At 56.5% G+C, this 26,241-nt stretch carries 21 protein-coding genes and 2 pseudogenes; 17 read left to right on the top strand and 6 right to left on the bottom strand.

All coding sequences use genetic code 11. The annotated features are described in order from the left end of the window. The 10 genes and pseudogenes from EL098_RS11425 to EL098_RS23720 all read left to right on the top strand — a co-directional run bounded on the left by EL098_RS11425 (position 1) and on the right by EL098_RS23720 (position 14,163). On the top strand, positions 1-873 hold the full coding sequence (locus tag EL098_RS11425) for an NAD(P)-dependent oxidoreductase (protein WP_126356321.1): 873 nt from the start codon (positions 1-3) through the stop codon (positions 871-873). Between the two features lie 214 nt (positions 874-1,087). Beyond that, positions 1,088-2,884 carry an allophanate hydrolase gene (gene atzF, locus EL098_RS11420; protein WP_126356320.1) on the top strand — a complete coding sequence of 599 codons (1,797 nt, stop codon included), beginning with the start codon at positions 1,088-1,090 and terminating at the stop codon, positions 2,882-2,884. Between the two features lie 11 nt (positions 2,885-2,895). Then, positions 2,896-6,516 (top strand): urea carboxylase, encoded by a 3,621-nt coding sequence (gene uca / locus EL098_RS11415; protein ID WP_126356319.1) that lies wholly within the window; start codon positions 2,896-2,898, stop codon positions 6,514-6,516. A 132-nt stretch (positions 6,517-6,648) separates the two neighbouring features. Further along, positions 6,649-7,329, top strand: a complete 681-nt coding sequence (locus tag EL098_RS11410; protein WP_126356318.1) for a GntR family transcriptional regulator — start codon at positions 6,649-6,651, stop codon at positions 7,327-7,329. A 32-nt stretch (positions 7,330-7,361) separates the two neighbouring features. Continuing rightward, positions 7,362-8,633, top strand: coding sequence for an urea ABC transporter substrate-binding protein (gene urtA / locus EL098_RS11405; protein ID WP_126356317.1), 1,272 nt, complete (start codon positions 7,362-7,364; stop codon positions 8,631-8,633). Positions 8,634-8,739: 106 nt separating this feature from the next. Next, positions 8,740-10,312 (top strand): annotated as a pseudogene (gene urtB / locus EL098_RS11400) (urea ABC transporter permease subunit UrtB). After that, a complete protein-coding gene (gene urtC, locus EL098_RS11395; protein ID WP_126356316.1) occupies positions 10,312-11,385 on the top strand; it encodes an urea ABC transporter permease subunit UrtC in 1,074 nt (357 codons plus the stop codon). Before urtB ends, urtC begins: the two are co-directional and overlap by 1 nt. After that, on the top strand, positions 11,385-12,182 hold the full coding sequence (gene urtD / locus EL098_RS11390; RefSeq protein ID WP_126358426.1) for an urea ABC transporter ATP-binding protein UrtD: 798 nt from the start codon (positions 11,385-11,387) through the stop codon (positions 12,180-12,182). The genes urtC and urtD overlap by 1 nt, the downstream gene beginning before the upstream one ends. A gap of 9 nt (positions 12,183-12,191) precedes the next feature. Next, positions 12,192-12,890, top strand: a complete 699-nt coding sequence (gene urtE, locus EL098_RS11385) for an urea ABC transporter ATP-binding subunit UrtE (protein ID WP_126356315.1) — start codon at positions 12,192-12,194, stop codon at positions 12,888-12,890. A gap of 94 nt (positions 12,891-12,984) precedes the next feature. After that, a complete protein-coding gene (locus EL098_RS23720) occupies positions 12,985-14,163 on the top strand; it encodes a GNAT family N-acetyltransferase (protein ID WP_126356314.1) in 1,179 nt (392 codons plus the stop codon). A 14-nt stretch (positions 14,164-14,177) separates the two neighbouring features. Here the strand turns inward: EL098_RS23720 and EL098_RS11375 are convergent. Then, positions 14,178-15,393 (bottom strand): annotated as a pseudogene (locus tag EL098_RS11375) (MFS transporter). Positions 15,394-15,590: 197 nt separating this feature from the next. Here EL098_RS11375 and eamA point away from each other — a divergent pair. Next, positions 15,591-16,493 (top strand): O-acetylserine/cysteine exporter, encoded by a 903-nt coding sequence (gene eamA / locus EL098_RS11370; protein WP_126356313.1) that lies wholly within the window; start codon positions 15,591-15,593, stop codon positions 16,491-16,493. Positions 16,494-16,536: 43 nt separating this feature from the next. Here the strand turns inward: eamA and EL098_RS11365 are convergent, their stop codons facing one another. The 3 genes from EL098_RS11365 to marR are packed head-to-tail and all read right to left on the bottom strand — an operon-like array spanning position 16,537 to position 17,638. Next, on the bottom strand, positions 16,537-16,752 hold the full coding sequence (locus EL098_RS11365) for a multiple antibiotic resistance regulatory protein MarB (RefSeq protein WP_126356312.1): 216 nt from the start codon (positions 16,750-16,752) through the stop codon (positions 16,537-16,539). Between the two features lie 38 nt (positions 16,753-16,790). Continuing rightward, positions 16,791-17,183, bottom strand: coding sequence for an MDR efflux pump AcrAB transcriptional activator MarA (gene marA / locus EL098_RS11360; protein WP_045782508.1), 393 nt, complete (start codon positions 17,181-17,183; stop codon positions 16,791-16,793). A 20-nt stretch (positions 17,184-17,203) separates the two neighbouring features. Next, complete coding sequence (gene marR / locus EL098_RS11355) at positions 17,204-17,638, bottom strand: multiple antibiotic resistance transcriptional regulator MarR (RefSeq protein ID WP_126356311.1); 435 nt, start codon at positions 17,636-17,638, stop codon at positions 17,204-17,206. A gap of 183 nt (positions 17,639-17,821) precedes the next feature. Between marR and EL098_RS11350 the strand changes: the two genes are divergently transcribed. Then, entirely contained in the window at positions 17,822-18,490 is a 669-nt protein-coding gene (locus tag EL098_RS11350) for a MarC family NAAT transporter (protein ID WP_126356310.1), read from the top strand. Positions 18,491-18,535: 45 nt separating this feature from the next. Here EL098_RS11350 and EL098_RS11345 read toward each other — a convergent pair whose 3' ends face one another. Next, positions 18,536-19,735, bottom strand: a complete 1,200-nt coding sequence (locus EL098_RS11345; protein ID WP_126356309.1) for a sugar transporter — start codon at positions 19,733-19,735, stop codon at positions 18,536-18,538. Positions 19,736-19,929: 194 nt separating this feature from the next. Between EL098_RS11345 and EL098_RS11340 the strand changes: the two genes are divergently transcribed. From EL098_RS11340 to tsuB, 3 genes are all read left to right on the top strand, one after another. Further along, positions 19,930-20,721 (top strand): PhzF family phenazine biosynthesis protein, encoded by a 792-nt coding sequence (locus tag EL098_RS11340; protein WP_126356308.1) that lies wholly within the window; start codon positions 19,930-19,932, stop codon positions 20,719-20,721. 105 nt (positions 20,722-20,826) lie between these two features. After that, entirely contained in the window at positions 20,827-21,873 is a 1,047-nt protein-coding gene (tsuA, locus tag EL098_RS11335) for a thiosulfate utilization transporter TsuA/YeeE (RefSeq protein WP_164716842.1), read from the top strand. 16 nt (positions 21,874-21,889) lie between these two features. After that, positions 21,890-22,117, top strand: coding sequence for a thiosulfate utilization sulfurtransferase TsuB/YeeD (gene tsuB / locus EL098_RS11330; RefSeq protein WP_126356307.1), 228 nt, complete (start codon positions 21,890-21,892; stop codon positions 22,115-22,117). 25 nt (positions 22,118-22,142) lie between these two features. On the opposite strand, the gene ptrR is transcribed toward tsuB, so the two are convergent. Next, positions 22,143-22,994 carry a putrescine utilization regulator PtrR gene (ptrR, locus tag EL098_RS11325; protein ID WP_126356306.1) on the bottom strand — a complete coding sequence of 284 codons (852 nt, stop codon included), beginning with the start codon at positions 22,992-22,994 and terminating at the stop codon, positions 22,143-22,145. Between the two features lie 101 nt (positions 22,995-23,095). On the opposite strand from ptrR, the gene EL098_RS11320 reads away from it, so the two are divergent. Next, positions 23,096-24,487, top strand: coding sequence for an aldehyde dehydrogenase family protein (locus EL098_RS11320; RefSeq protein ID WP_126356305.1), 1,392 nt, complete (start codon positions 23,096-23,098; stop codon positions 24,485-24,487). 112 nt (positions 24,488-24,599) lie between these two features. After that, the gene (locus EL098_RS11315) at positions 24,600-26,201 is read left to right on the top strand and encodes a methyl-accepting chemotaxis protein (protein ID WP_126356304.1); all 1,602 of its coding nucleotides are present in this window, start codon (positions 24,600-24,602) and stop codon (positions 26,199-26,201) included. Positions 26,202-26,241 lie beyond the last annotated feature (40 nt).

Here is a 26,241-nt window from a genome sequence, read left to right as displayed (position 1 = left end):
ATGCGTATTGGATTTATCGGACTGGGCGGCATGGGCCAGCCAATGGCAGAAAACTTGCTGAAAGCCGGGCATCAGGTTGCCGTCTGGAACCGTTCTCAGGCACCTGCGGAAGCCTTAAAAGCAAAAGGGGCGACAATTTACGCGACGCCGTCGGAGTTTACCGAAAGCGAAGTACTGATCACCATGCTTGCTGATGATGATACCAGTCGCCGGGTCGTGGTTGAGCAGGGAGCGCTTGCTGCGCTGCCAAAGGGGGCAATATGGCTCAACATGGCCACGGTTTCCGTCGCTTTTACCAACGAGATGGCGGAAAAGGCCAGCGCCGGCGGCCATCGCTATATCGCTGCGCCCGTGCTGGGGCGTGTGGACGTCGCGGCGGCGGGGAATCTTAACATTCTAACCGCAGGCCCGGCGGAACTGCTGGATACCGTGCAGCCGATCTTTGATGTGCTGGGGCAGAAAACCTGGCGCTTTGGGGAGCGCCCGGAGCAGGCGGCGGCGGTGAAGCTGGCGGCTAATTTTATGCTGGCAAGCGCCATCGAAGCGATGGGGGAATCATCCGCCCTGGTGGGCGCCTATGATGTTACGGCAGGGGATTTCCTCGGTATGCTGACCAGCACATTATTTGCAGCTCCGGCCTATAAAAACTATGGGGCGATGATTGCCGAATCCCGCTACAGCCCGGCAGGTTTTACCATGAAGCTTGGGCTGAAGGACGTGCGTCTGGCACAGCAGGCGGCAGAAAGTAAAAATGTGCCAATGGGTTTTGCTGGCGTGCTGAGGGATAACTATCTCGATGCCCTGGCGCACGGCGACGAGCAGCTAGACTGGGCAGCTTTAGCCACCGTCTCCGCTCGCCGCAGCGGTCAATAAGCCGTATTGGCGGCGAATAGTAATATTGCATATTCGCCGCCAGATATATCCCCTAAATTATTCATCCGCACTAAAATAACGCGCTATGGCAGTGCATTGAATATAATAAAAACTTATTTTTAAATTAAAAACCCTTCCCGATCATCAGCTAATAAAAATGGCACCGTAATTGCTTTAGCTATACCATCTTGTATACCAGGTGGGATGCCAGCTTATGTCAGTCGCTTTAATGTCGCAGTGGATCACCGATTACCGGCAGCAGCCTCATTCGCTGTCGGGCGCTTATCGGCAATTAATGACCAGTATTTCACGGCAGGACAATGCCTGGATATACATTGCCAGCGAACAGCAAATTAGTGAGCAAATAAATGCTTTGTTGCAGGCCATTAATGACGGTGAGAAAACGCCGGCAGATTTCCCATTATTTGGCGTGCCGTTTGCGGTTAAAGATAATATTGATGTCGCCGGCATGCCGACCAGCGCAGCGTGCCCGGTATTTACTTATCACCCGGCTGACGATGCCACTGTTATTTCGCGCCTGCGCGCCGCCGGTGCGATTGTGGTGGGTAAAACCAACCTCGATCAGTTTGCGACCGGGCTGGTAGGCACCCGTTCCCCGTACGGGGCAGTGGTCAATAGCTTCAACCCGGATTACGTCAGCGGCGGATCAAGCTCCGGTTCAGCTTCCGTGGTGGCTCGGGGGCTGGTCTGTTTCTCTCTGGGAACCGATACCGCAGGCTCCGGGCGAGTGCCCGCCGGCTTCAATAATATTGTCGGCTTAAAACCCACCAAAGGCTGGCTCTCTAATGCTGGCGTGGTTCCTGCCTGCCGCCTTAATGATTGCGTCTCCATCTTTGCTCACTCGGCGGCAGATGCTGCCGTTGTGGCGAACGTGGCTGGAGGATACGATCCGCTCGATCCTTATTCCCGGCCTAATCCTCATACCGCTCCCGCCCGGTTTAGTCCGCGTCTGCGCTTTGCCATTCCTGACCGGCTTACGTTCTTCGATGACAAACTCAGCGAAGAGGCCTTTCAGCAGGCGCTGGAGAGGTTGATGGCGATGGGCGCTGAATTGGTTGCCGTGGATTTCAGCGATTTCACTAATCTCGCCGACCAGCTTTATAACGGCGCCTGGGTGGCCGAGCGCACCGTGGCGGTAAAAGAGATTCTGGAAAAGCATCCTGATGCCATGGACCCGACAGTACGCGGCATCGTTGCCAGCGGGTTGAGCTATTCAGCCTGCGATGCCTGGCAGGCCGAATATACCCGCGCTGAATTAGCCCGCCGCATCAACCAGCAGCTTTCCGGATTTGACGCCCTGGTGGTGCCGACGTCACCGACCATTCACACGCTGGCTGAAATGCGCGATGAACCTGTCCGCTATAACTCCCGGTTTGGCACCTACACCAATTTTACCAATCTCGCGGATCTAAGCGCGCTGGCGCTACCGGGTGATTTTCGTGCTGATGGCCTGCCTGCGGGGATCACGCTGATCGCTCCGGCCTGGCACGATGCGGCGCTTAGCCACTTTGGCGCCGCGTGGCAGGCGCAGCTTGATCTCCCGGTCGGGGCAACGTCACAGAAGCTGCCTGCGGTGCAGGCCAGTACGCCTGCCAGCGGTTTTGTTCGCGTGGCGGTGGTAGGCGCACATCTGCGCGGTATGCCACTCAATCACCAGCTGATTAGCCGCAATGCTGTGTTTATTGAAGAAACGCAAACCGCAGAAAACTACCGCCTCTATGCCCTCGCAAACACCCAGCCGCCTAAGCCGGGGCTGGTTCGCTCCACAAAAGGGCAGCCGATAGCCGTTGAGCTTTGGGACATCCCGCTCGCGCGATTCGGCGAGTTTGTTGCCGAAATTCCGGCCCCGTTGGGTATTGGCACGCTGACTTTGCAGGATGGGCGCAGCGTGAAGGGCTTTATCTGTGAACCGTGCGCAACAGAAGGCGCAACGGACATTACCCCATGGGGCGGCTGGAAAGCCTGGCTTGCTCGTCAACCTGGCGCTTAAGGAGAGGGAATATGTTTAGCAAGGTCTTGATTGCCAACCGCGGAGAGATTGCCTGCCGCGCTATTCGCACGCTGAAGAAAATGAACGTCACCAGCGTTGCCGTCTATTCCGATGCGGATGCCAGCGCACAGCATGTGCTTGATGCTGACGTAGCCATCGCGCTGGGCGGGGATAAAGCCAGCGACACTTACCTCAGCATCGACAAAATTCTGGCCGCGGCCAAAGAAAGCGGCGCGGAAGCTATTTTCCCCGGCTACGGCTTCCTCTCTGAGCGTGCGGAGTTTGCCGAGGCTTGCGAAGCGGCTGGCATCGTTTTTATCGGGCCAACGGCACGGCAAATCAGCGATTTCGGTCTTAAACACCGTGCCCGCGAGCTGGCCTCCGGGGTAGAGGTGCCGATGACGCCGGGGACCGGACTGCTGAAGTCGCCTGAAGAAGCGCAGCTGGCGGCGGCAGAAATCGGTTATCCGGTGATGCTAAAAACCACGGCGGGCGGGGGCGGTATTGGCCTTACCCGCTGCGACAGCGAACCGGCGCTGCTTGAGGCCTGGGAAAGCGTGAAGCGCATGGGTGCGCAGTTTTTTAGCGATGATGGCGTATTTATCGAGCGTTTTGTCGACAAAGCCCGTCATCTGGAAGTGCAAATCTTCGGCGATGGCAAAGGCAAGGTTGTTGCCCTGGGTGAGCGTGACTGCTCGCTGCAGCGTCGTAATCAGAAAGTGGTTGAGGAAACGCCTGCGCCAAATCTTCCTCAGGCAACGCGTGAGGCACTGCACCGTGCTGCGGTGGCGCTGGGCGAATCCGTTAACTATCGCAGCGCGGGTACGGTTGAATTTATTTACGATGCGGCGCGTGATGCCTTTTACTTTCTGGAGGTAAACACCCGCCTGCAGGTTGAGCATCCGGTGACCGAGTGCGTCACGGGTCTGGATCTGATCGAATGCATGATCCTGGTCGCTGCAGGCAGTTCGCCGGACTGGCAGGCAATGGCCAAAGCGCCACGGGGTGCGGCCATTGAAGTCCGTATTTATGCGGAAGACGCGCTGAAAAACTTCCAGCCGTCACCGGGCGTACTGACCGACGTTTATTTCCCTGAGGGCGTGCGGGTTGATGGATGGGTTAGTACCGGCAGCGAAGTGAGCGCGTTCTACGATCCGATGATCGCCAAGATCATCGTTTACGGCGAGGACCGCCTGCAGGCGTTAAGTAAACTAAACGACGCGCTGGCGGCAACCCGGCTCCACGGGATCGCAACCAATCTCGATTATCTGCGTCAGATCGTCCGCCTGCCGGAGTTTAAGGCGGGCATAATGTGGACTCGTTTACTCGACAGCGTGAGCTATCAGGCGCAGGCCATAGAGGTGCTGGAGCCGGGCACCTGGAGCAGCGTTCAGGACAGTCCGGGCCGCCTCGGATATTGGGATATCGGCGTACCACCGTCCGGGCCGATGGATGATCTTGCCTTCCGTCTGGCTAACCGCATCGTCGGCAACCATCCGTCTGCGGCCGGGCTGGAGTTTACCCTCCAGGGGCCAACGCTGCGCTTCCACAGCGAAGCAATCATAGCGCTCACCGGCGCACCTTGTCCGGCAATGCTTGACGATCGCCCTGTGACGTTCTGGCAGCCGACCGTAGTGAAAGCGGGACAGATCCTCACGTTAGGCAGAGCGAGCAGCGGCTGCAGAACCTATCTGGCAGTGCGCAACGGCTTTGACGTGCCTGTCTATCTTGGCAGCCGCTCCACCTTTGCGCTTGGCCAGTTTGGTGGGCATGCGGGACGTACGCTGCGAGTGGCTGATGTGCTGGCTATCTCTCAACCTTGCCTGCCTGCGTGTACGACGCCTGCACCGATTAGCCTCCCGCAGGCGCCGGAACCCGCGTTAATCCCGCAGTACGGCGACGTTTGGGAGATCGGCGTGCTTTACGGCCCGCACGGCGCACCGGATTTTTTCACCCCTGAATCGATGGAAACCTTCTTCAGCGCCGAATGGCAGGTGCACTATAACTCTAATCGCCTGGGTGTGCGGCTGGTAGGGCCGAAACCGGAGTGGACGAGAGCCGACGGCGGTGAGGCAGGGCTTCATCCTTCCAATGTTCACGACTGCGAATACGCCATCGGCGCGGTGAACTTTACCGGCGACTTCCCGGTGATCCTGACGCGCGACGGCCCAAGCCTGGGCGGGTTTGTCTGCCCGGTGACGATTGCTAAAGCAGAACTTTGGAAAGTCGGGCAGGTTAAACCTGGCGACCGCATTCGTTTTCACACCATCAGCTTTGAACATGCGCAGTCTCTGGAAATTGCCCAGCAGGTTGCGGTGACTAACCTGTGTGCGGGCGCAAGCCTGCCAGACCTGCATCCTTCTATTGCGCCAGGCGTGACGACCAGCGCTGCGATCCTTGCGGAGATTCCTGCTCATGAAACGCTGCCTGCGGTGGTTTATCGCCAGGCGGGCGACAACTATGTGCTGATCGAATACGGCGACAACGTGCTCGACCTGGCATTGCGGCTGCGTATTTACCTGCTGATGAAGGCGATTAACCAGGCGGCGCAAACGGGTATTGAGGAGCTTTCGCCCGGCGTTCGTTCGTTGCAGATCCGCTATGACAGCCAGCGTATTTCTCAGAACCAGCTGCTGACGCTGCTGCTGAGTATTGAAAAACAGCTTGGCGATGTTACGCGCCTCAAAATTCCCTCACGCATTGTTCACCTGCCGATGGCCTTTGAAGACAGCGCAACGCTGGCGGCGGTGGAGCGCTACCAGCAGACGGTGCGGGATGACGCACCGTGGCTGCCGAACAATGTGGACTTCATTCAGCGCACCAACGGATTACAAAGCCGCGACGAGGTGAAACAGATCCTGTTTGATGCCAGCTACCTGGTACTGGGTTTAGGGGACGTCTACCTCGGCGCACCCTGCGCCGTGCCGCTCGATCCGCGCCACAGGCTGTTAAGTTCGAAATACAACCCGGCGCGTACGTGGACCGCAGAAGGCACGGTAGGGATCGGCGGCATGTACATGTGTATCTACGGCATGGACTCCCCGGGCGGCTATCAGCTGGTGGGGCGCACGCTGCCCATCTGGAACAAGTTCCTCAAAAACGAACAGTTTGGCGACGAACCCTGGCTGCTGAAGTTCTTCGACCAGGTGCGGTTCTACCCGGTGAGCGAAGAGGAGTTGACCGGGTTCCGCACGGCATTTCGTGAAGGGCGCGCCCGGGTTGAGATCGAAGAGGTTGAGTTCGATTTTGCCGAATACAGCCGTTTTCTTGAGGACAACGCCGACGACATTTCCGCCTTCCGCAGCCGCCAGCAGGAAGCTTTCCTCAGCGAAGTAGCGCACTGGAAAGAGCAGGAAAGCGCGGCGGTGGAAAGCGCGATGGCGGCGGCGGAGCTCCCTGAGGAGGAACAGGCTGGTCAGCTCGTCAGCGCCGACCTGAACGGCAATATCTGGAAGATCCTCGTTGAACCGGGCCAGAGCGTGAAGCAGGGCGAACCGCTGATCGTCGTCGAGGCGATGAAGATGGAGCTGCTGGTCAGCGCGCCGTGCGACGGCAAAGTCGTGCGCATTCAGTGCCAGCAGGGGCGTCCGGTGGGGCCGGGTGATGCGCTGCTGTGGCTGGAGGCGGTGTAGGGCCGCCCCTCACTCTAACCCTCTCCCCAGAGGGGAGAGGGAATAAAACAGAGAAACGCACTCACTATATTTCCCCCTCACCCTTCCAGGGAGAGGGCCGGGGTGAGGGTAAAAATGACACAAGAGGCGACTATGCCAAAGCGACCAGAAGCCGTAGCGGAGCGCATTTACCAGCAGCTAAAGCAGGAAATCTTCGACTTTATTCTGCTGCCGGGCGACCGCTTTAGCGAAAACGAAATTGCGGAGCGGATGAGCGCCAGCCGCACGCCGGTCCGCCAGGCTCTTTATGCGCTGCAGCAGGAAGGCTATGTCGACGTACAACCCCGCAGCGGCTGGCAGATCCGCGCGGTAGATTTCGATCATCTCGAGGCGCTTTACGATCTGCGCATCGTGCTGGAGCTGGAGGCGGTGAAGCGGCTTTGCCTGCGGAATGATTCCGTTTCAATGCTGCCGCTGCAGGCATTGAAACAGTTCTGGCTGGATGAACCGCCGCTGAAGGAGGGAATCAACGTCGCGCCGCATGACGAAGCTTTTCATATGACGCTGGTCTCTGCGGCGGGCAACTCCGAAATGGCCAGGGTTCACCGGGAGATCACCGAGAAAATTCGCATTGTGCGCAGGCTGGACTTTACCCGCCAGCCTCGCGTCAGTGCGACCTATGCCGAGCATGGGCAAATTCTGCTCGCCGTCTGGGACCGCAACCTTGAGGAGGCACAGACCCGACTACACGACCACATTGCCGCAAGTCAGAAAGAGGTTCGTCAGATCACGCTTCATATGCTGCACCAGGCTCGGCAGCTCAAGCTGAGTTAACCATTTAATGTTTCTTCAGGGGAGTCAGACTTATGCAACGTCGTACCTTTGTTAAAGCTTTCGCGCTTTCCGCTTCGGTCGTCAGCCTCGGGCTGGCCTTTGCCGCTCAGGCGGCAGATACCATTAAGGTCGGGATCATGCACTCGCTGTCGGGGACCATGGCCATTTCAGAGACGCCGCTTAAAGACGTGGCGCTGATGACCATCGACGACATTAACGCGAAGGGAGGCGTGCTCGGTAAAAAGCTGGAGCCCGTGGTGGTTGACCCCGCGTCCAACTGGCCGCTGTTCGCCGAAAAAGCTCGCCAGCTGCTGAGCCAGGATAAGGTCGCTGTGGTCTTTGGCTGCTGGACCTCCGTCTCGCGTAAATCGGTGCTGCCGGTGTTTGAAGAGCTGAACGGCCTGCTGTTTTACCCGGTGCAGTACGAAGGGGAAGAGATGTCGCCGAACGTGTTTTACACCGGCGCAGCGCCTAACCAGCAGGCGATTCCGGCGGTGGAATACCTGATGAGCGAAGATGGCGGGGCGGCAAAACGCTTCTTCCTGCTGGGAACGGATTACGTTTACCCGCGCACCACCAATAAGATCCTGCGCGCCTTTTTGCACTCAAAGGGCGTTCAGGACAAAGATATCGAAGAGGTCTACACGCCGTTTGGCCATAGCGATTACCAGACCATCGTAGCCAATATCAAAAAATTCTCCGCTGGCGGTAAGACGGCGGTGATCTCCACCATCAACGGCGACTCCAACGTGCCGTTCTACAAAGAGCTGGCAAACCAGGGGCTGAAGGCGACCGACGTACCGGTGGTGGCCTTCTCCGTGGGTGAAGAAGAGCTGCGCGGGATCGACACCAAACCGCTGGTGGGCAACCTCGCAGCCTGGAACTACTTTGAGTCCGTCGATAACCCGACCAACAAACAGTTTGTCAGCGAGTGGAAGGCCTACGCCAAGGCCCACAACCTGCCGAACGCCAATACCGTGGTGACCAACGACCCAATGGAAGCGACTTACGTCGGCATCCATATGTGGGCGCAGGCGGTGGAGAAAGCCGGGACAACGGACGTGGATAAAGTCCGCGCGGCAATGGCCGGGCAGACCTTTAACGCGCCGTCCGGTTTTACCCTGACGATGGACGCCACTAACCACCATCTGCATAAGCCAGTGATGATCGGCGAGATCGAAAGCAACGGCCAGTTCAATGTGGTCTGGCAGACCGACAAACCAGTGCGTGCTCAGCCATGGAGCCCGTTTATTCCAGGGAATGATAAGAAATCTGACCTGCCGGTGAAGACCGCCAGCAACTGATTTTTAACCCTCACCCCGGCTCTTTCCAGGGAAGGAAGAGAAGTATCCCCTGTGGGGAGAGGGTTAGGGTGAGGGGCAACAGGGTATAGTCACACAGGAGAACGCCATGACATTAGCATCACTGGCCCGGCTGCTGCTGGTTGTGGCCGCATTCTTGCCGGGGCTTGCCGCCGCCGGTGACGCGGAGACGTTTGCGGCCGCAAATCGCTCGGATCAGGCGGTACTGCTGCAAAGCTGGACGCTATCGCCCGATCCCTCGCGTTTACCGCTGCTCAATGCCCTCAAGCAGGAAACGCTGGTTACCGACGGGCATTCGGCTTTTAACCAGACTGAGGCGGGACTCTCTCCTTTGGGCGAGGAAGCAACGCCGCAGGGCGAGACAAAAAAGCTGCGGCTCACCAATCGCCTGCGTGTACTGGCCGCCGGTGCGCTGGCAAGTCATCAGCTGATAAGTGACAATGTCACTATTCGCCTGAGTGCAGCGAAGGCCCTGCAGAAAGAGGCCCCGCCGGAGCTGCTGCCGGTCCTTCAGACGCGTATAAACGCCGAAAAAGACCAAAATGTACGTAATGCCCTGGAACTGGCCGCCGCTCGGCTGGAGCTGACTAGCCTGCAGCCTGAAGTGCGTCTGCAGGCGGTAAAGCTTCTGGGGCAGTCCTCTGACCCGGAAACGGAAGCCTTGCTCAAGCCATTAACCGACGCGAGCGCGGAGCCGAATACGGCAGTACGGCAGGCTGCCGTAGAGGGCTTGCGCAAAATTGAGCACCGTCAGCGGCTGGGCGAAATTCTCGGCCAGGCGTTTATGGGGCTCTCCCTTGGCTCTATTTTGTTGCTTGCTGCCCTTGGCCTGGCGATTACCTATGGTCTGCTGGGCGTTATCAACATGGCGCACGGCGAAATGCTGATGCTGGGCGCCTACTCGGCATGGCTGGTTCAGGCAGGGTTCCAGCAGTTCGCTCCGGCATGGCTGGCGTTTTATCCCCTCGTCGCGCTGCCGGTTGCCTTTACTGTCACCGCCGGCATAGGGATGGCGCTTGAGCGCACAATCATTCGCCATCTGTATGGTCGCCCGCTGGAAACGCTGCTCGCCACCTGGGGGATTAGCCTGATGTTGATTCAGATCGTGCGCATGCTGTTTGGCGCGCAGAACGTGGAGGTGGCTAACCCTGGCTGGCTGTCAGGTGGTCTGCAGGTGCTGCCGAACCTGATCCTGCCGTGGAACCGTCTGGTGGTGCTGGGCTTTGTGCTGCTTGTACTGCTGTTTACCTGGCTGCTGCTGAACAAAACTCGACTCGGCATGAACGTGCGCGCGGTGACGCAAAACCGTGCCATGGCGGCCTGCTGCGGCGTATCTACCGGGCGCGTGGATATGCTTGCCTTTGGGCTGGGCTCCGGGATCGCCGGTCTGGGGGGCGTGGCGCTGTCTCAGCTGGGGAACGTCGGCCCCGAGCTTGGCCAGGGTTACATCATCGACTCCTTCCTGGTGGTGGTGCTGGGCGGCGTTGGGCAGCTTGCCGGAAGCGTGGCCGCGGCGTTTGGGCTTGGCATCTTTAAACAAAATCCTCGAGCCGCAAATTGGCGCGGTACTGGGCAAAATTTTGATTCTGGTACTGATCGTACTGTTTATTCAGAAGCGTCCGCAGGGGCTATTCGCGCTAAAAGGGAGGGTCATTGACTGATGACTATGCCGTTGACTTTGACGCTCGGGCGCAAGGCTCCGCGTCTGACTTTAGTCGTGGGAACTCTGCTGGTGGCGATGCTGCTAACGCTGCCGTTCCTGACGCTGCTGCCCGCCAGCCATCCGCTCAGCCTGTCGACCTACACCCTGACGCTGACTGGCAAGATCCTCTGCTATGCCGTTGTGGCGGTGGCGCTGGATCTTGTCTGGGGCTACGCCGGGTTGCTCTCTCTTGGCCATGGCCTGTTTTTTGCCCTCGGCGGTTACGCCATGGGGATGTACCTGATGCGCCAGGCTGCGGGCGACGGCCTGCCTGGTTCTATGTCGTTTCTCTCCTGGAGTGAGCTGCCGTGGTACTGGTGGGGAACCCAACACTTTGCCTGGGCGATGCTGCTGGTTATGGCGGTTCCGGGGCTGCTGGCGTTTGTTTTTGGCTTTTTCGCCTTTCGCTCAAAGATTAAGGGCGTTTACTTCTCGATCATGACTCAGGCGCTGACCTGGGCTGGGATGCTGCTGTTTTTCCGCAACGAAACCGGCTTTGGCGGCAATAACGGCTTCACCGGATTTACCACGCTGTTAGGGATGCCGGTAACGGCCATCGGGACGCGTATCGGGCTATTTATCGCCACCGTTCTGCTTTTGGTGGCAAGCGTAGCCATCGGGTTCTGGCTGGCACGGAGTAAATTTGGCCGCATTCTGACGGCGGTGCGCGATGCGGAAAACCGGCTGACCTACTGCGGTTACGACCCTCGCGGTTTCAAACTGCTGGTGTGGACGCTTTCTGCCGTACTTTGCGGGCTTGCAGGTGCGCTTTATGTCCCTCAGGTCGGCATTATTAATCCCGGCGAAATGTCGCCGACCAACTCTATTGAGGCCGCTATCTGGGTGGCGCTGGGCGGCCGCGGCACGCTGATTGGCCCGGTAGTAGGCGCTGGGCTGGTAAACGGCGCCAAAAGCTACTTCACCATGGCGGTGCCGGAGTACTGGCAGCTGTTTCTCGGCCTGATTTTTATTCTGGTGACGCTGTTTTTACCGCGCGGGGTGATTGGCCTGCTGCGCAAAGGAGAGAAATGATGCAGCCTGCCGACCCTCTGTTTACCCGTCAGCATCCTACCGACCGCTTTCGCGAGCAAACCGACCCGGTGCTGGCGCTGGAAAATATCAACGTTAACTTTGACGGTTTCCAGGCGCTGACCAATTTATCGCTGAACATCGGCGTGGGCGAGCTGCGCTGCGTGATCGGCCCTAACGGTGCCGGAAAAACTACGCTGATGGATGTGATCACCGGTAAGACTAAACCGCAGAGCGGCAAAGCCTTTTACGATCAATCCATCGATCTTATGCGGCTTGAGCCTATCGAAATCGCCCAGCGAGGTATTGGCCGTAAGTTTCAAAAACCGACGGTTTTCGAAGCGCTCACGGTTTTTGAAAATCTCGAGATTGCCCAGAAAAATAATAAATCCGTGTGGGCAAGCCTGCGGGCAAAGCTCAGCGGCGAGCAGCGGGATCGCATCGACGAGATGTTAACCACGCTGCGGCTGACGGGCGAGCGCCATCGCCGGGCGGGGCTGCTTTCCCACGGGCAAAAACAGTTCCTGGAGATCGGCATGCTGCTGGTGCAGGAGCCGCATCTGCTGCTGCTGGACGAACCAGCAGCCGGAATGACGGATGCTGAAACGGAGTATACGGCTGAGCTGTTCCGCAGCCTGGCAGGGAAACACTCGCTGATGGTGGTTGAGCACGATATGGGCTTTGTCGAGACTATTGCCGACCACGTCACCGTGCTGCATCAGGGGCAGGTGCTTGCGGAAGGTTCGCTGCGCGAGGTGCAGGCAAATGAGCAGGTTATCGAGGTCTATCTTGGCCGTTAAGGAGCGAAAATGTTGCAGGTGAACGAACTGAACCAGTACTACGGCGGTAGCCATATTCTGCGAGGCGTGAGCTTTGACGTACGTGTGGGAGAGGTCACCTGCCTGCTCGGACGGAATGGCGTGGGGAAAACCACGCTGCTGAAATGCCTGATGGGGCTTATCCCGGTGAAGGGCGGAAGCATCAGCTGGCAGGGGCAAACGATAACCCAGCGCAGGCCGCACCAGCGTGTTCAGGCGGGGATTGCCTATGTTCCTCAGGGGCGGGAAATTTTTCCACGGCTGACCGTGGAAGAAAACTTGCTTATGGGACTATCGCGCTTTTCCGGCCGTGAGGCAAAGGCCGTGCCGGAAGAGATTTACCGGCTGTTTCCGATTCTCCAAGAGATGAGGCTCAGGCGCGGCGGCGATCTCTCTGGCGGGCAGCAGCAGCAGCTGGCGATTGGCCGTGCGTTGGCCTGTAAACCGCAGCTGCTGATTCTGGATGAGCCAACGGAAGGAATACAGCCGTCGATCATCAAGGAGATTGGTCAGGTCATTCGCCATCTCGCCGGGCGAGGCGATATGGCTATCCTGCTGGTGGAGCAGTTCTACGACTTTGCAGCGGAGCTTGCCGATCGGTATCTGGTAATGTCGCGCGGCGAGATCGTTCAGCGCGGAGACGGTGGCGCAATGGAGCGGGAGGGCGTCAGGGGGCTGGTGACTATATAAGTGGCCCACAAAAATTTAGTAATTGTGGCTCTGTCGGCTGAACCTCTGTGAGCCTATAGTTTTGGATATTCACTATCGAATTCCAGAGGTTAGCATGTCATTTACCTTTAACCGTTTCCAGCAGCCGATTGGCCACTCACTTCCAGACTGGCAGCGCCGCCCGCTGCCGGATCGCGTCACCTTAAGCGGACAATTTTGCCGCCTTGAACCGCTGAGTGCGCTTCAGCATGGGGCCCAGCTTTGGCAGGCGTGGAGCAAGGCAGAAGATTCACGCGGCTGGACTTATCTGAGCGTTGGGCCGTTCGACAATGAAGCCGATTTCATCGGCTATATTGCCGGCGCAGAACAAAGTGAGGATCCTTTTCATTTTGCCGTCGTGGATAACGCGAGTGGAAAAGCGCTCGGCACGCTCTCGCTTATGCGTATTGACCCGGCAAACGGCAGTGTCGAGGTCGGCTTTGTGCTGTTCTCGCCGCTGCTGCAGCGTACCGTGCAGGCCACGGAGGCCCATTTTTTACTGATGAAATATGCTTTTGAGGCGCTGGGCTACCGCCGCTACGAGTGGAAGTGCGACAGCCTTAACGAGCCTTCCCGCCGCGCGGCATTGCGTTTAGGTTTTCGCTTTGAAGGTCTTTTCCGCCAGGTGTTGATTTATAAAGGGCGAACACGCGATACGGCCTGGTTTTCCATCACCGACGGGGAATGGCCGCAGGTGAAGCTCGCTTTTGAACACTGGCTTTCTCCGGAAAATTTGACCAACGGCAGGCAAAAGCAGGGGCTGGCGGCGCTTCGTGATGCGCTAAGCCGTCAAAAGAGAGCGTCCGATCATTCGCTAAACGTCCGTCTGTTAACGGCAAGCGATCGCGAGCAGTGGCAGGTGCTCTGGCAGGGTTATCTGACCTTTTATGATACGCAACTAAGTGACAACGTCACTAATCTAACCTGGCAACGCATGCTGGAAGAGAAAGAGCAGATCTGGGGATTCGGGGCCTTTGATGAGCAGGGGAACATGCTGGGATTCACCCATTTCCTGTACCACCGCAGCACCTGGTCAGCAACTCACTATTGCTACCTCGAGGATTTGTATGCGGCTCCGCACGCAAGAGGTAAAGGCGTGGGCCGGGCGCTGATTGAAGCCCTACGCCAGCACGCAGAAGCGAACAGCAGTTCACGCCTTTACTGGCATACCCATGAGACCAACGCTACGGCGCAAACCTTGTATGACAAAGTGGCGCAGAAGTCGGGCTTCATCAAGTACGATAAAGCCGTGTAATGACCAGCGCCTCGTCAGGCCGTTATGGGCTGGCGGGGCGGCGTATTCATGCCGATTACGATGGCGTAGTAAGCCAGTAATATCGTCCCCATCAGCACCACAAACAGCATATAAGGCGGCAGCCAGCTGAGCAGCAGTCCCGTGACCAGCGGGTTACAGGCACCGCCGAGCCAGCCCAGTTGCTGGGCGGCAAAATAGCTTGATTTAAGCCCGGACGGAGCGATGTTGTCGATCAACAGATATTCCCCTGGCGCATAAATAAGCTCGCCGAGGGTAAACACCACCGAAGAGATCCCCCAAAGCCACAGGTTAGTGCCTGACATCATAAAGCCGCCGAGGCCGCAGACGAAAAAGAGCGTGCCGTAGAACATCATTTTTTTGATGTTATCGGGGCGAATGTTTTTTCCCCATGAAATATTGGAAAGCGACGACCACAATGGCGTTTATTGACAGCACGACGCTGACGACCTTTTCCGCCAGACCTGTATCGCCGATAACAATCGCATACTGCGACAGGCAGCCCGCGAAAGCGCCGTAAACCATCGAACCTAAAAATGCCGAGGCGGTGAACCACATCAGCTGTTTGTCGCGCAGCATGATTCGTGGCGAGGGCAGAACCTTGTCTTCCATATCAGAAAGGCTGCTGGCGTTTACTGGCTGACTTTTTACATAGCGGCCAATCATCAGGATCGGCAGCAGGGCCGTCATGGCTGATAGCCAAAAAGGCAGGTTGGTGCTGTACATCACCACAAAAGTGCCGACCGGCGGGCCGACGGTCCAGCCGACGTTAACGAAGGTATAGTTGAGGGAGAAGATTTTCGGCCGCAGGCCAGCGTCCAGCGAGTCGGAAAACCACGCCTTAACCACCACGGAAAACACCGTGTAAGAGCAGTTGATGATGGAATAGAACAGTACGACCAGCCCGGCATGATGCACCAGAGGAATAACCGCAAAACCGCCGAGGAAGATAACGATGGCCAACAGCATGGCCTTTTTCTTGTCAAATTTATCCGCGAGGATGCCGAACCACAGGCTGAAAACCACGCCGGTTACCAGCGCGACGGTAATGGCCATGCCGATATCCTTCAGCGCCATGTGGTACTCGCGCGAAAGGTAGATGGTCATAAACGGCAGGGTAAGCCCCCGGCCAATGGTCAGCAGCAGCGAAGAAATAAGTAACACAGTTGTTGCAAGGTGTCTGCCTGAAAACAGTTTGCTGAGGGCGGTCATGGCTGCCTGTTTTAGTGGTCATGAGATAAATATATGAAAGATTTATCATGAAAAATCAGCCTGGTATAGCGAGCAAAAATAGAGAAGGCACGATACAACACATCTGTACCCTCAGCAAAAAGTGGGATCTGTATCTGTTTGCTTAGCCGGATAAGGTCTATTTTTTTACAAATTGATAATAAATACGGGGCGGGGTTATGACGCGTAAAGATGGACTGCTGGCGTTGCTGGTTGTGGTGATTTGGGGCGTGAATTTTGTGGTGATCAAGATGGGGCTACACAATATGCCGCCGCTGATGTTGGCGGGGCTGCGCTTTTTGCTCGTGGCGTTTCCCGCGCTGCTGTTTGTTGCCCGCCCTAAGCTGCCGTTCCGCCTGCTGGCGGCCTATGCGCTAACCATCAGCTTTGGGCAGTTCGCCTTTCTGTTTACCGCCATTAAATTTGGCATGCCCGCGGGGCTGGCGTCCCTGGTGCTCCAGTCGCAGGCGTTTTTCACCATTATTCTGGGTACCTTTTTCTTTGGTGAACGCCTGCAGGCAAAACAGCTGGCCGGGATTACGCTCGCGGTATTTGGCGTACTGGTGCTGATTGAAGGCAGTTTTGAGGGGCAGCAGGTGGCGCTGCTCGGCTTTATGCTTACCCTGGCGGCAGGTCTGAGCTGGGCTTTTGGCAATATCTTCAACAAGATGATCATGCAGCACGAGCGGCGCCCGGCAATTCTGTCGCTTGTCGTCTGGAGCGCGCTTATCCCGGTAGTGCCGTTTTTTGCGGCAAGCTGGTTGCTGGATGGGCCCGGGACGATGCTGCAAAGCCTGGTGAATATCGATATCACCACGATCCTTTCGCTTATCTATCTGGCATTTATCTCTACCATCGTGGGCTACGGCATTTGGGGCACTCTACTTGGACGCTATGAAACCTGGCGCGTGGCGCCGCTCTCGCTTCTGGTACCGGTGGTGGGCATGGCAAGCGCCGCAGTGATGCTAGGGGAGAAGCTGACGGTGATGCAGCTGCTGGGAGCGGTACTGATTATGGGCGGGCTGTATATCAACGTCTTTGGTTTGCGTTTTGGTCGCCAGGTGAAAAGCGTCTCTTCCTGACGTTCGCGGCACCCGCCCAGCGTCGGGCGGGTTAGCCTGCATCTTATGAACGTGAGTTGCCGTGATAGTACGGAGAACCCAGTGCCTCGGATTTTTCGGCAGCGGTTTGTTGCGTGCCTTTCGACAGCTGACCGCCTGAACAGGAGATCATGTTGCCGTAGTTACCCTGGGTGGCGTTGAAGCTGCCGGACTGCTCCGCAAGAGCGTTTGTCGATGCCATAGCCAGAAGAAGAAGGGTGGCTGCGGAGATGAATTTCATATTTCCTCGATTACGTCTGTAAAACAGGCGGTGATGCATTAATTACACAAACTACAGTACTGATTATACGGATGCAGATACTTGCCTTCTCCGGCAAGACGGGTCACCCGATACTTGTGCGGCGGCACCGAGAAGTAGTTCTTAAAGGTGCGGGTTAGCGTCTGCTGCGACTCAAAGCCATAGCGCTCGGCCAGGTAAAGAATCGGTTCATTGCTCTCTTTGAGCTTGAGCGCGATTTCGGTCAGCTTACGATTGCGGATATACTGGCCCAGCGAGTGGCCGGTTTCTTTCTTAAACATCCGCTGCAAATGCCACTTGGAGTAGCCAGAACGCTGAGAAACCTTCTCCAGCGAGAGTGGGGTTTCCAGGTTCTCTTCAATCCACCCCAAAATGCTCTGAATCGTAACCGCATCATTGTTGCGTCTGGACATCGTTTCACCTCTTTGCAGGTTTACGGCAATACCTTTGTTAACAGCCGATAAAGTGTCTCAACTTCATCATCCGTCAGGTTTTTTGTGAGTTCTTTGTGGAGGCTTGACCCCACCAGGCTTCGGCACTCTTCACACAGCGTCATACCTTCCGGCGTCAGCTTGATAAGAACACCGCGCTTATCGTTGGGATTCGGTAAACGCTCGATCCAGCCTTTGCACAGCAGGCGATCCAGCATGCGGGTTAGCGCACCGAGGTCAACGGAAAGCACTTTTTTCAGCTCGACTGGGGTGATACAAACTTCGTAGTGAATAGAGCACAGCACCTTAAACTGGGTAGCGGTAATATCCAGCGGGGAGAGCGAGTCGTTTAACAGGCGATCTTTGTGCTGGTTCACCATGTGGATCAATCGCCCGAGGGGAATGATTTCGTTAAACAGATCACAGGTGCTTTTCACTATGTTTGCCCAGGCAAGTAGATTAGTCACGGCAGATATTATTGCTGAGGCAAGTATAAGTCAACGTGAGGGGTCAGCCGATGCCACGAAAAGCTAAAACGCTTCACCCGGCGTCGGTAAACTGCTTGCTGCTATACTCAAACCTGCTTAGCCCGCTCTATAAAGGAACAAAAAGGATAAAATATGATGGATTTATTCAGGGCCATAGGCCTTGGCCTGGTGGTCTTGCTGCCGCTGGCTAACCCGCTGACGACCGTGGCGCTGTTCCTTGGGCTTTCCGGAGACATGAACAGCCGACAGCGTAACCGTACCGCATTCATGGCTTCAGTGAATGTGTTTGTCATTATGATGGTGGCGTACTATGCCGGCCAGGTGGTGATGAACACCTTCGGGATTTCAATTCCCGGCCTGCGTATTGCCGGGGGATTAATTGTCGCCTTTATCGGTTTTCGTATGCTGTTCCCGCAGCAAAAGGCGCATGAGTCACCGGAGGCGAGAACCAAGTCGGAAGAGCTGAGCGAAGAGCCGGAAGCGAACATTGCTTTTGTGCCGCTGGCGATGCCGAGTACGGCAGGGCCTGGGACCATCGCGATGATTATCAGTTCTGCCTCTACCGTTCGCGCGGGGTCGGATTTCCCGACCTGGGTAATAACCGTGGCGCCGCCGCTGATCTTCCTTGCCGTCGGGCTGATTCTTTGGGCGAGCCTGCGTAGTTCAGGGGCAATTATGCGCATGGTGGGTAAAAGCGGCATTGAGGCAATTTCACGCCTGATGGGCTTCCTGCTGGTGTGTATGGGCGTGCAGTTTATTATCAACGGCGTGCTGGAAATTATTAAGACTTACCCGGCCTGACTGAGACAGAACGATAGCAAAGCCCTCATTACGAGGGCTTTTTAGTTAATGTGTTGGTTGATGTTGTTCTTCCAGCGCCACCGGCCAGCGACGAAACACCAGAATTGACCAGACCAGCGCGACAAGCGCCGGTGCGGCGCCGATAAAGCCGATATCCGACATCGAAATATGCAGGCTGACCTGATTGCCCACCAGCGCACCAGCGCCAATGCCAATGTTAAAAATCCCCGAGAACAGTGACATCGCCACGTCGGTCGCATCCGGCGCAAGCGCCAGCACTTTGACCTGCATACCCAGCGCAATGATCATAATAGAAATGCCCCAGAACAGGCTAAGCCCGGCGAGGGTCAGCTCGCTTCCCGCGGCAGGAAGCAGCAGGATAAGGCAGGCGGCCAGGAGGGCGATCGCCCCGGAAACCAGCCCTGAAGCATGTTTATTCCCCCACTTGCCAAACAGCACGCTGCCGATGATGCCCGCGCCGCCAAACAGCAGTAAAAGCAGCGTCGCAAAATTGGCGCTTAGCCCCACGACCTGCTGAACGAAAGGCTCTATATAGCTATAGGCGGTGTAATGTGCGGTGACCACCACGGCGATTAACGCATAGATATTAACCAGCGCCGGACGGCGGAAAAGTTCAGGTACGCTTGAAAGTGAACCAGAGTGCTCGCTGGGCAGCTTTGGCAGCAGCTTTATCAGGCAGAACAGCGTAACGGCAGCCACTACGCCGATGGCAAAAAAGGTGGTACGCCAGCCGAAATACTGGCCGACGATGCGGCCGAGCGGCAGGCCCAGTACCATCGCCAGCGCGGTGCCCGTAGCGAGCAGGCTCAGCGCCTGCGCTTTTTTACCCGCCGGCGCCATACGAATAGCCAGAGAAGCGGTGATCGACCAGAAAATCGCATGAGCAAAAGCGATACCGATGCGGCTAATCACCAGCACGGTAAAGTTCCAGGCGAGGAACGACAGCACGTGGCTGGCAATAAACAGCAGGAAAATGCCGATCAGCAAGCGACGGCGTTCAACCTGACTGGTCATCAGCATAAACGGCAGTGACATCAGGGCCACTACCCAGGCATAAATAGTCAGCATGATCCCAACCTGCGCGGTTTCCATGCCAAAACTTTGGGCAATATCAGACAGCAGTCCCACCGGCACAAACTCGGTAGTGTTAAAAATAAAGGCGGCAACCGCGAGAGTTACAACCCGAAGCCACGCCGTTTTGCGTGAGACGGTAGTGATTGTCATAAGGGAACAGGCAGGTAAATAAAAGGGAGGAATAGACAGATCATAAAACCAACAAATCGAGGGTACAACCAATTTGTGATTTATATCTCATTTTCAACTCTGGCGATGTAAAGCAGAAATAAACCAGCAAGGGGCGGGCGAGTGTGTCATGGTAGATGGAGAGAAAATAACAATGAAAAGCAGGAGTTATCATAATGCAAGCAATTGACTTTTATATGGTAGACGCCTTTGCCGATACCACCTTTGGCGGCAATGCCGCCGCCGTCTGCCCGCTAAGCGAATGGCTCCCCGATGAAACGCTGCTGAAAATGTCGCAGCAGCATAACCAGTCGGAAACTGCCTTTTTCGTCACCACGGATGAGGGCTTCGAGCTGCGCTGGTTTACCACCCAGGGGGAAATCAATCTTTGTGGCCACGCCACGCTTGCCGCTTCGCACGTTATCTTCGAACATCTGGATTACCCGGAGCCGGTAATTCATTTCAGCACGCGCTTTGTCGGCCCGCTCACCGTCACGCGTAGCGGCGAATGGCTGACGCTGGATTTCCCTGCCTGGGAAACGCAGCAGATAGCACCGCCGTCGGCGCTGCTGGCAACGCTTGGAATTAGCAGCTGCAAAGAGGTTCGCGTGGGGCGTGATTACATTGTGGTACTGGAAAGTCAGGCAGAGGTAGAAGCTATTGAGCCGGATATCCACGCCATGTTCCCGCTGGAAAAAATGGTCTGCATTACTGCTCCGGGTGAAGGCGAGTATGACTTTGTCAGCCGCTTCTTTTGTCCGGGCGAATCGGTGCCGGAAGATCCCGTGACCGGTTCAGCCCACAGTATGCTGATCCCATACTGGGCGGATAAGCTGAATAAAACGCATCTGCTTGCGAGGCAGGTCTCTTATCGGGGCGGCGATCTGCGCTGCCAGTTCAAAGGCGATCGCGTGCTGATAGGCGGCAAGGCCGTCACTTATCTGATAGGCAAAGCGCTGCTGCGCTAGAGGATATTACCCTCTGGAATATATTATACATTTTGGTTATTGGCTCTCTCACGGGCCAGAAAGGAATAATGATCGCTTCGTTAAAAATTAAGAAGCGTAATTACCATGATGTTAAGTGGCCTGATATGCGGCGCGCTGCTGGGATTTGTGATGCAGCGTGGCCGTTTCTGCCTGACCGGCGGTTTCCGCGATATGTATATCGCCAAAAATAACCGCATCTTCTATGCCTTACTCATTGCCATCTCCATTCAGAGCATTGGCGTTTTCGCCATGATCGCCAGCGGCCAGTTCAGCTATGACGCTGGCGCATTCCCGTGGTTTGGCACCGTGTTTGGCGGCTATGTCTTTGGCATCGGCATCGTTATGGCCGGCGGCTGCGCGACCGGTACCTGGTACCGGGCAGGCGAAGGGCTGATCGGCAGTTGGATCGCGCTGTTTACCTATATGCTCACCAGCGCGGTGATGCGTTCCAGCCATCTGACCGGCTTTAACAAAGAGGTTCAGGCGCTCAGCACCGCACATAACTCCATTCCCGACACCTTCGGGCTACCTGTCTGGCCTTTCATTGCGCTGCTGGTGGCGGTGACAGCCTGGGTGGTTATCAAAGAGTTGCGCAAGCCGAAGCTGAAGATCGCCTCGCTGCCGCCGAAAAGAACCGGGCTTGCACATTTATTGTTTGAAAAACGCTGGCATCCGTTTGTGACCGCCATTCTGATTGGTCTGATAGCGACCCTCGCCTGGCCACTGAGCGTGGCAACCGGGCGTATTTTCGGCCTGGGCATCACCTCGCCAAGCGCTAACATCATGCAGTATCTGGTCGCGGGTGATGATAAGTACCTTAACTGGGGCGTGTTCCTGGTTCTCGGCATTTTCATCGGCTCGTTTATTGCGGCAAAGGCCAGCCGCGAATTCCGCATTCGTGCCGCTGACGCAAAAACGTCCGTCCGCAGCTTCGGCGGCGGTATTCTGATGGGCTTTGGCGCCAGCATTGCAGGCGGCTGCTCCATCGGCAATGGCCTGGTCATGACTGCGGTGATGACCTGGCAGGGCTGGATTGGCCTGATTTTCATGATCCTTGGCGTGTGGACTGCGTCCTGGTATCTATTTGTACGCCCGCAGCGCCAGGCCAGAGCACAGGCCGCTTCGGCGTAGCAGAAAGGAGAGTTGAATGACCGTTAAAAAATTAGATGTTGTGAGTCTGGTATGTCCGTTTCCCCTGATTGAGGCAAAAGCGGCGATGGACGAACTGAACAGCGGCGATGAGCTGGTGATTGATTTTGACTGCACCCAGGCCACAGAGAGCATTCCTCAGTGGGCGGCCGAAGAAGGGCACAGCATTTCTGATTACCAGCAGGTGGGTGACGCCAGCTGGAGCATCACCGTTAAGAAAGGCTGATGGCGTTGGCCCCCGTTTGCGGGGGCTACTCCAGCAGAGATATAAAGGCTTCAAGCTGGCGGGTTTTGGCATCCCTTCGCCACAGCAGCCAGGTATCCAGATAACGCTTCTCCTCCGGCAGGGGCCAGGTACTCACCTGATGGCTGCCCGGCATACTCTCCAGCATACTTTTCGGCATTAACGCCAGACCGGCACCGGCAATCACGCAGGCCAGCATCCCATGATAAGACTCCATTTCGTGGATCTTGCCCGGCATCGCCTGGCTTTCGTGAAACCAGCTCTCAAAATGGCGGCGGTAGGAGCAGTTAGCCCGAAACGCGTAGATACTCGCGCCGTTCACGTCTGCGCCGCTGTGGATCGGGGGATGATCCGCTGGCGCCACAATAGTCATCTCTTCGCGATATACCGCCACCCCCTCCAGGGAGGGATGCAGCACCGGGCCGTCAACAAAGGCGGCAGAGAGCCGGCCTTCCAGTACGCCGTCAATCTGATCGCCTGAAGGTCCGGTAGCCAGAGAAAGGTGAATCTTCGGGTAGCGCTGATTAAAGGTTGCCAGCAGGCCGGGAATACGTACCGCCGCCGTGCTTTCCAGCGAACCCAGAGCAAGCGGCCCCTGAGGCTCATCGCCGGACACCACCATCCGCGCTTCATCCACCAGCGCCAGAATACGTTTGCTGTAGGCCAGGAAACTGTGGCCGGACGGAGAGAGCTTCAGCCTCTGATTCTCGCGAATAAACAGCGCAACGCCCAGATCGGCCTCCAGCTGCTTAATGCGGGTGGTCAGGTTAGAGGGCACCCGATGCACCTGCTGTGCGGCGGCGCTGATACTGCCTGTTTCGGCAACGGCGTTGAACATTTCCAGCTGGGTCAGATCCATAGCTTTCTCAAATCGTGAAGGGTTTGCTTAGTATTATTCATTTTTAAACTCTTCGCCTCAAGGCTACTGTTAACTTCTCATTCACCTGTCGAGGCACCACCATGCAATCAGTAACCGGACAAACCCACGCTATTTCACGCAATCCCGCCACCGGTGAGCGCATTGCGGTTTATCCTTTCGAGAGCCCAGAACAGATTGATGCTGCCCTGGCGCGCAACCATCAGGCTTTTAACGCATGGCGAGTCACGCCGCTGACCGCTCGTGCGCAGAAACTACGTGATTTAGGCGCTGCGGTGCGCAAGCACGGCGAAGCCATGGCGCAAATGATCACCGCCGAAATGGGCAAGCCGATTTTACAGGCGCGTGCCGAAGTCGCGAAGTCAGCGAATCTCTGCGACTGGTACGCTGAGCATGGCCCGGCGATGTTAGGTGCGGAAGCTACTCAGGTTGAAAATAACAACGCGGTTATCGAGTATCGTCCTCTTGGCCCCATCCTGGCCGTGATGCCGTGGAACTTCCCCCTGTGGCAGGTTCTGCGCGGTGCTGTGCCGATTCTGCTGGCCGGGAACAGCTATATTCTGAAACATGCGCCTAATGTGATGGGCTGCGCCGAAATTATCCGCCAGATGTTTATTGATGCGGGTTTCCTGACGTCGCTGTTCGAGCTGCTTAACGTTACCCCGGACGGGGTTAGCCAGGCGATAAACGATCCGCGCGTTGTCGCCGTGACCGTAACAGGCAGCGGCAGAGCAGGTTCGGCGATTGGCGCTCAGGCCGGGGCGGTATTGAAGAAATGCGTGCTGGAGTTGGGCGGTTCCGATCCGTTTATCGTCCTCAACGATGCCGACCTGGATGAAGCCGTAAAAGCCGCCGTGGCGGGGCGCTTCCAGAACACCGGGCAGGTTTGCGCCGCGGCAAAACGCTTTATCGTCGAAGCCGGTATTGCCGAAGCATTTACCGATCGCTTTATTGCCGAACTGAAGCAGTATCAGGTGGGAACGCCGACAGAAGAGGCCAACCGCATCGGGCCGATGGCGCGTTACGATCTGCGTGATGAGCTGCATGATCAGGTGACAACGTCACTTCAACAGGGCGCAAAACTGCTGATCGGCGGAGATAAACTGCCCGGAGAAGGCAACTACTATGCCCCAACCGTGCTGGGCAACGTAACGGCAGAAATGGCCGCTTTCCGCCAGGAGCTGTTTGGCCCGGTGGCCGCCATTACCGTCGCCCGCGACAGCGAACATGCCCTCGAGCTGGCGAACGACAGTGATTACGGCCTTTCTGCCACGGTTTATACCGCCGATGAGCAGCTTGCGCTGGATATGGCAGCCCGCCTCGAGTGCGGCGGCGTATTTATCAACGGTTACAGCGCCAGCGATCCGCGCGTGGCGTTTGGCGGAGTGAAAAAGAGCGGGTTTGGCCGTGAGCTTTCCCACTTTGGCCTGCATGAATTCTGTAATATTCAGACCGTGTGGAAAGATCGCCGCTAGTTTCCCCTGCGACAAGGCCACCGGGAAGGTGGCCTTGCTCATCTTCATAGTGAAATAATTCTGTCATTTTCACTCAGTACACTCCCGACATGTTGTGTTACTGAAGAAAATCATGAGCATAAGCCAAATCTTTCGCCGTTTATCTCCCGGCCGGGTTTTCGCCCGACGTCCTCGCGAGTTTGGGTTACTGAGTGGGGTGGTTGCCGTTATCGCCCTCTTTTCCGTGCTGCAAATTCTCTCTACCGTCTCCCTTTCCAGTATCCTTCACGACACCCGCCAGAGCGTCCTTGAAAGCAATCAGCTTCATCAGCAGCAGGTGGTGATGGAGAAAGCCCGAACCTCTCTGTTGATGACCAGCGACCTGTTAAACCGGGCTGGCGTTTACTTTATGCAGGACAAAGAAACAGGCTCCGTTGGCAGCTGGAACAGCCTGGTGGATGAAGCTGATGCGGCACTTAAAGCTTCACAGCAAAATTTCGTGGCCTGGCAACATCTTCATCCCGAAGGCGGCGAGGCGCTGACCAACAGCTATCAGCTCTTCTCGGGCGGGCTAAAAGAGCAGCTCGAAGGCCTGCAGAAACATGCCTCAATCGATGCGTTCTTCGAGGTGCCCGTGCAGGCCTTCCAGGCTGATTTCAACGATCAGTATGCGCATTATCAGACGGGAGGCGAGAAACAAACGGCTCAGGCCAATACTGCTTTGCTTGATAGCCTTAGTAAGGCACAAACGCTGTTTATCATCGCGCTGGGCATTCTGTTGGTGGTGGCGATTGCCGTCTGGTTGGGCGTCTCGGGCTGGGTTATTCGACCGCTGCGAGGCCTTATTGAGCATCTGCATATTTTGGCCGCCGGTGACCTGTCCCGCCTGCCTGTGGAACTAAAACTGGTTAATCGTGAGGTCAAAGAGCTTCACGGAAGCGTACTGGAAATGCAGCAGGGCATTCAGCAACTGGTTCTGGAGGTGCGTGAATCGTCCGCGACTTTATTAAGCAACATAGGTCAGCTTGCCGAAGGTAATAACGAGCTGTTCACTCAGTCTACCCGACAGGAGCAGGAGCTGGAGAAAGTGACGCTGCATATTACCGAGCTGGAGTCTCGTGTGCAGGAGAACAGCCAGTACGCGATACAGGCTAACCAGCGGGCTGATGAAGCGCGTGAAATGGTCGCCGGGGGCGACCAGATGATGCATACGGTGAATATGTCTATGCAGGACATTGTTACCCGTTCATCGGAAATGCGGGGCATTGTGGCGATGATCGATAATGTGGCGTTCCAGACCAATATTCTGGCGCTCAATGCTGCTATTGAGGCTGCTCATGCTGGCAATCAGGGGCGCGGCTTCGCCGTTGTTGCCCGTGAGGTGGGTCTGCTGGCGAAGCAAAGCAGCCAGTCCACAAAAAATATTCAGTTATTAATCAATAACTCACTGCAGGGCATTGAGCAGGGCAGTGAGGCCGTGTCTGAGCTTGAAACACAGCTGAAGAACGTTATCTCGCTGGTAACGCGCCTTAGCGGGGTGTTAAATGAAATCTCCAGCGCGTCCGTAGACCAGAGCGCCAGCGTGCATCATGTTACCACGAGGATCACCTCGCTTAATCAGGTGGTGCATCAAACGGGACAGCTGATAGAAACGTCGGCAAATACTTCTAAGCGTTTACTGGATGAGTCCCGGCGCCTTGAAAAAGCCGTTGCTCGCTTCCGGATGATCGCCTGAGTTCATTTTATTATCGGCCCGTGGCTCTGATATACTTCCG

This window comes from Cedecea lapagei (genome assembly GCF_900635955.1).
Classification (GTDB): domain Bacteria; phylum Pseudomonadota; class Gammaproteobacteria; order Enterobacterales; family Enterobacteriaceae; genus Cedecea; species Cedecea lapagei.
Note: the sequence above shows the minus strand (reverse complement) of the source record. Positions and strands in the feature narration are given on the sequence as shown.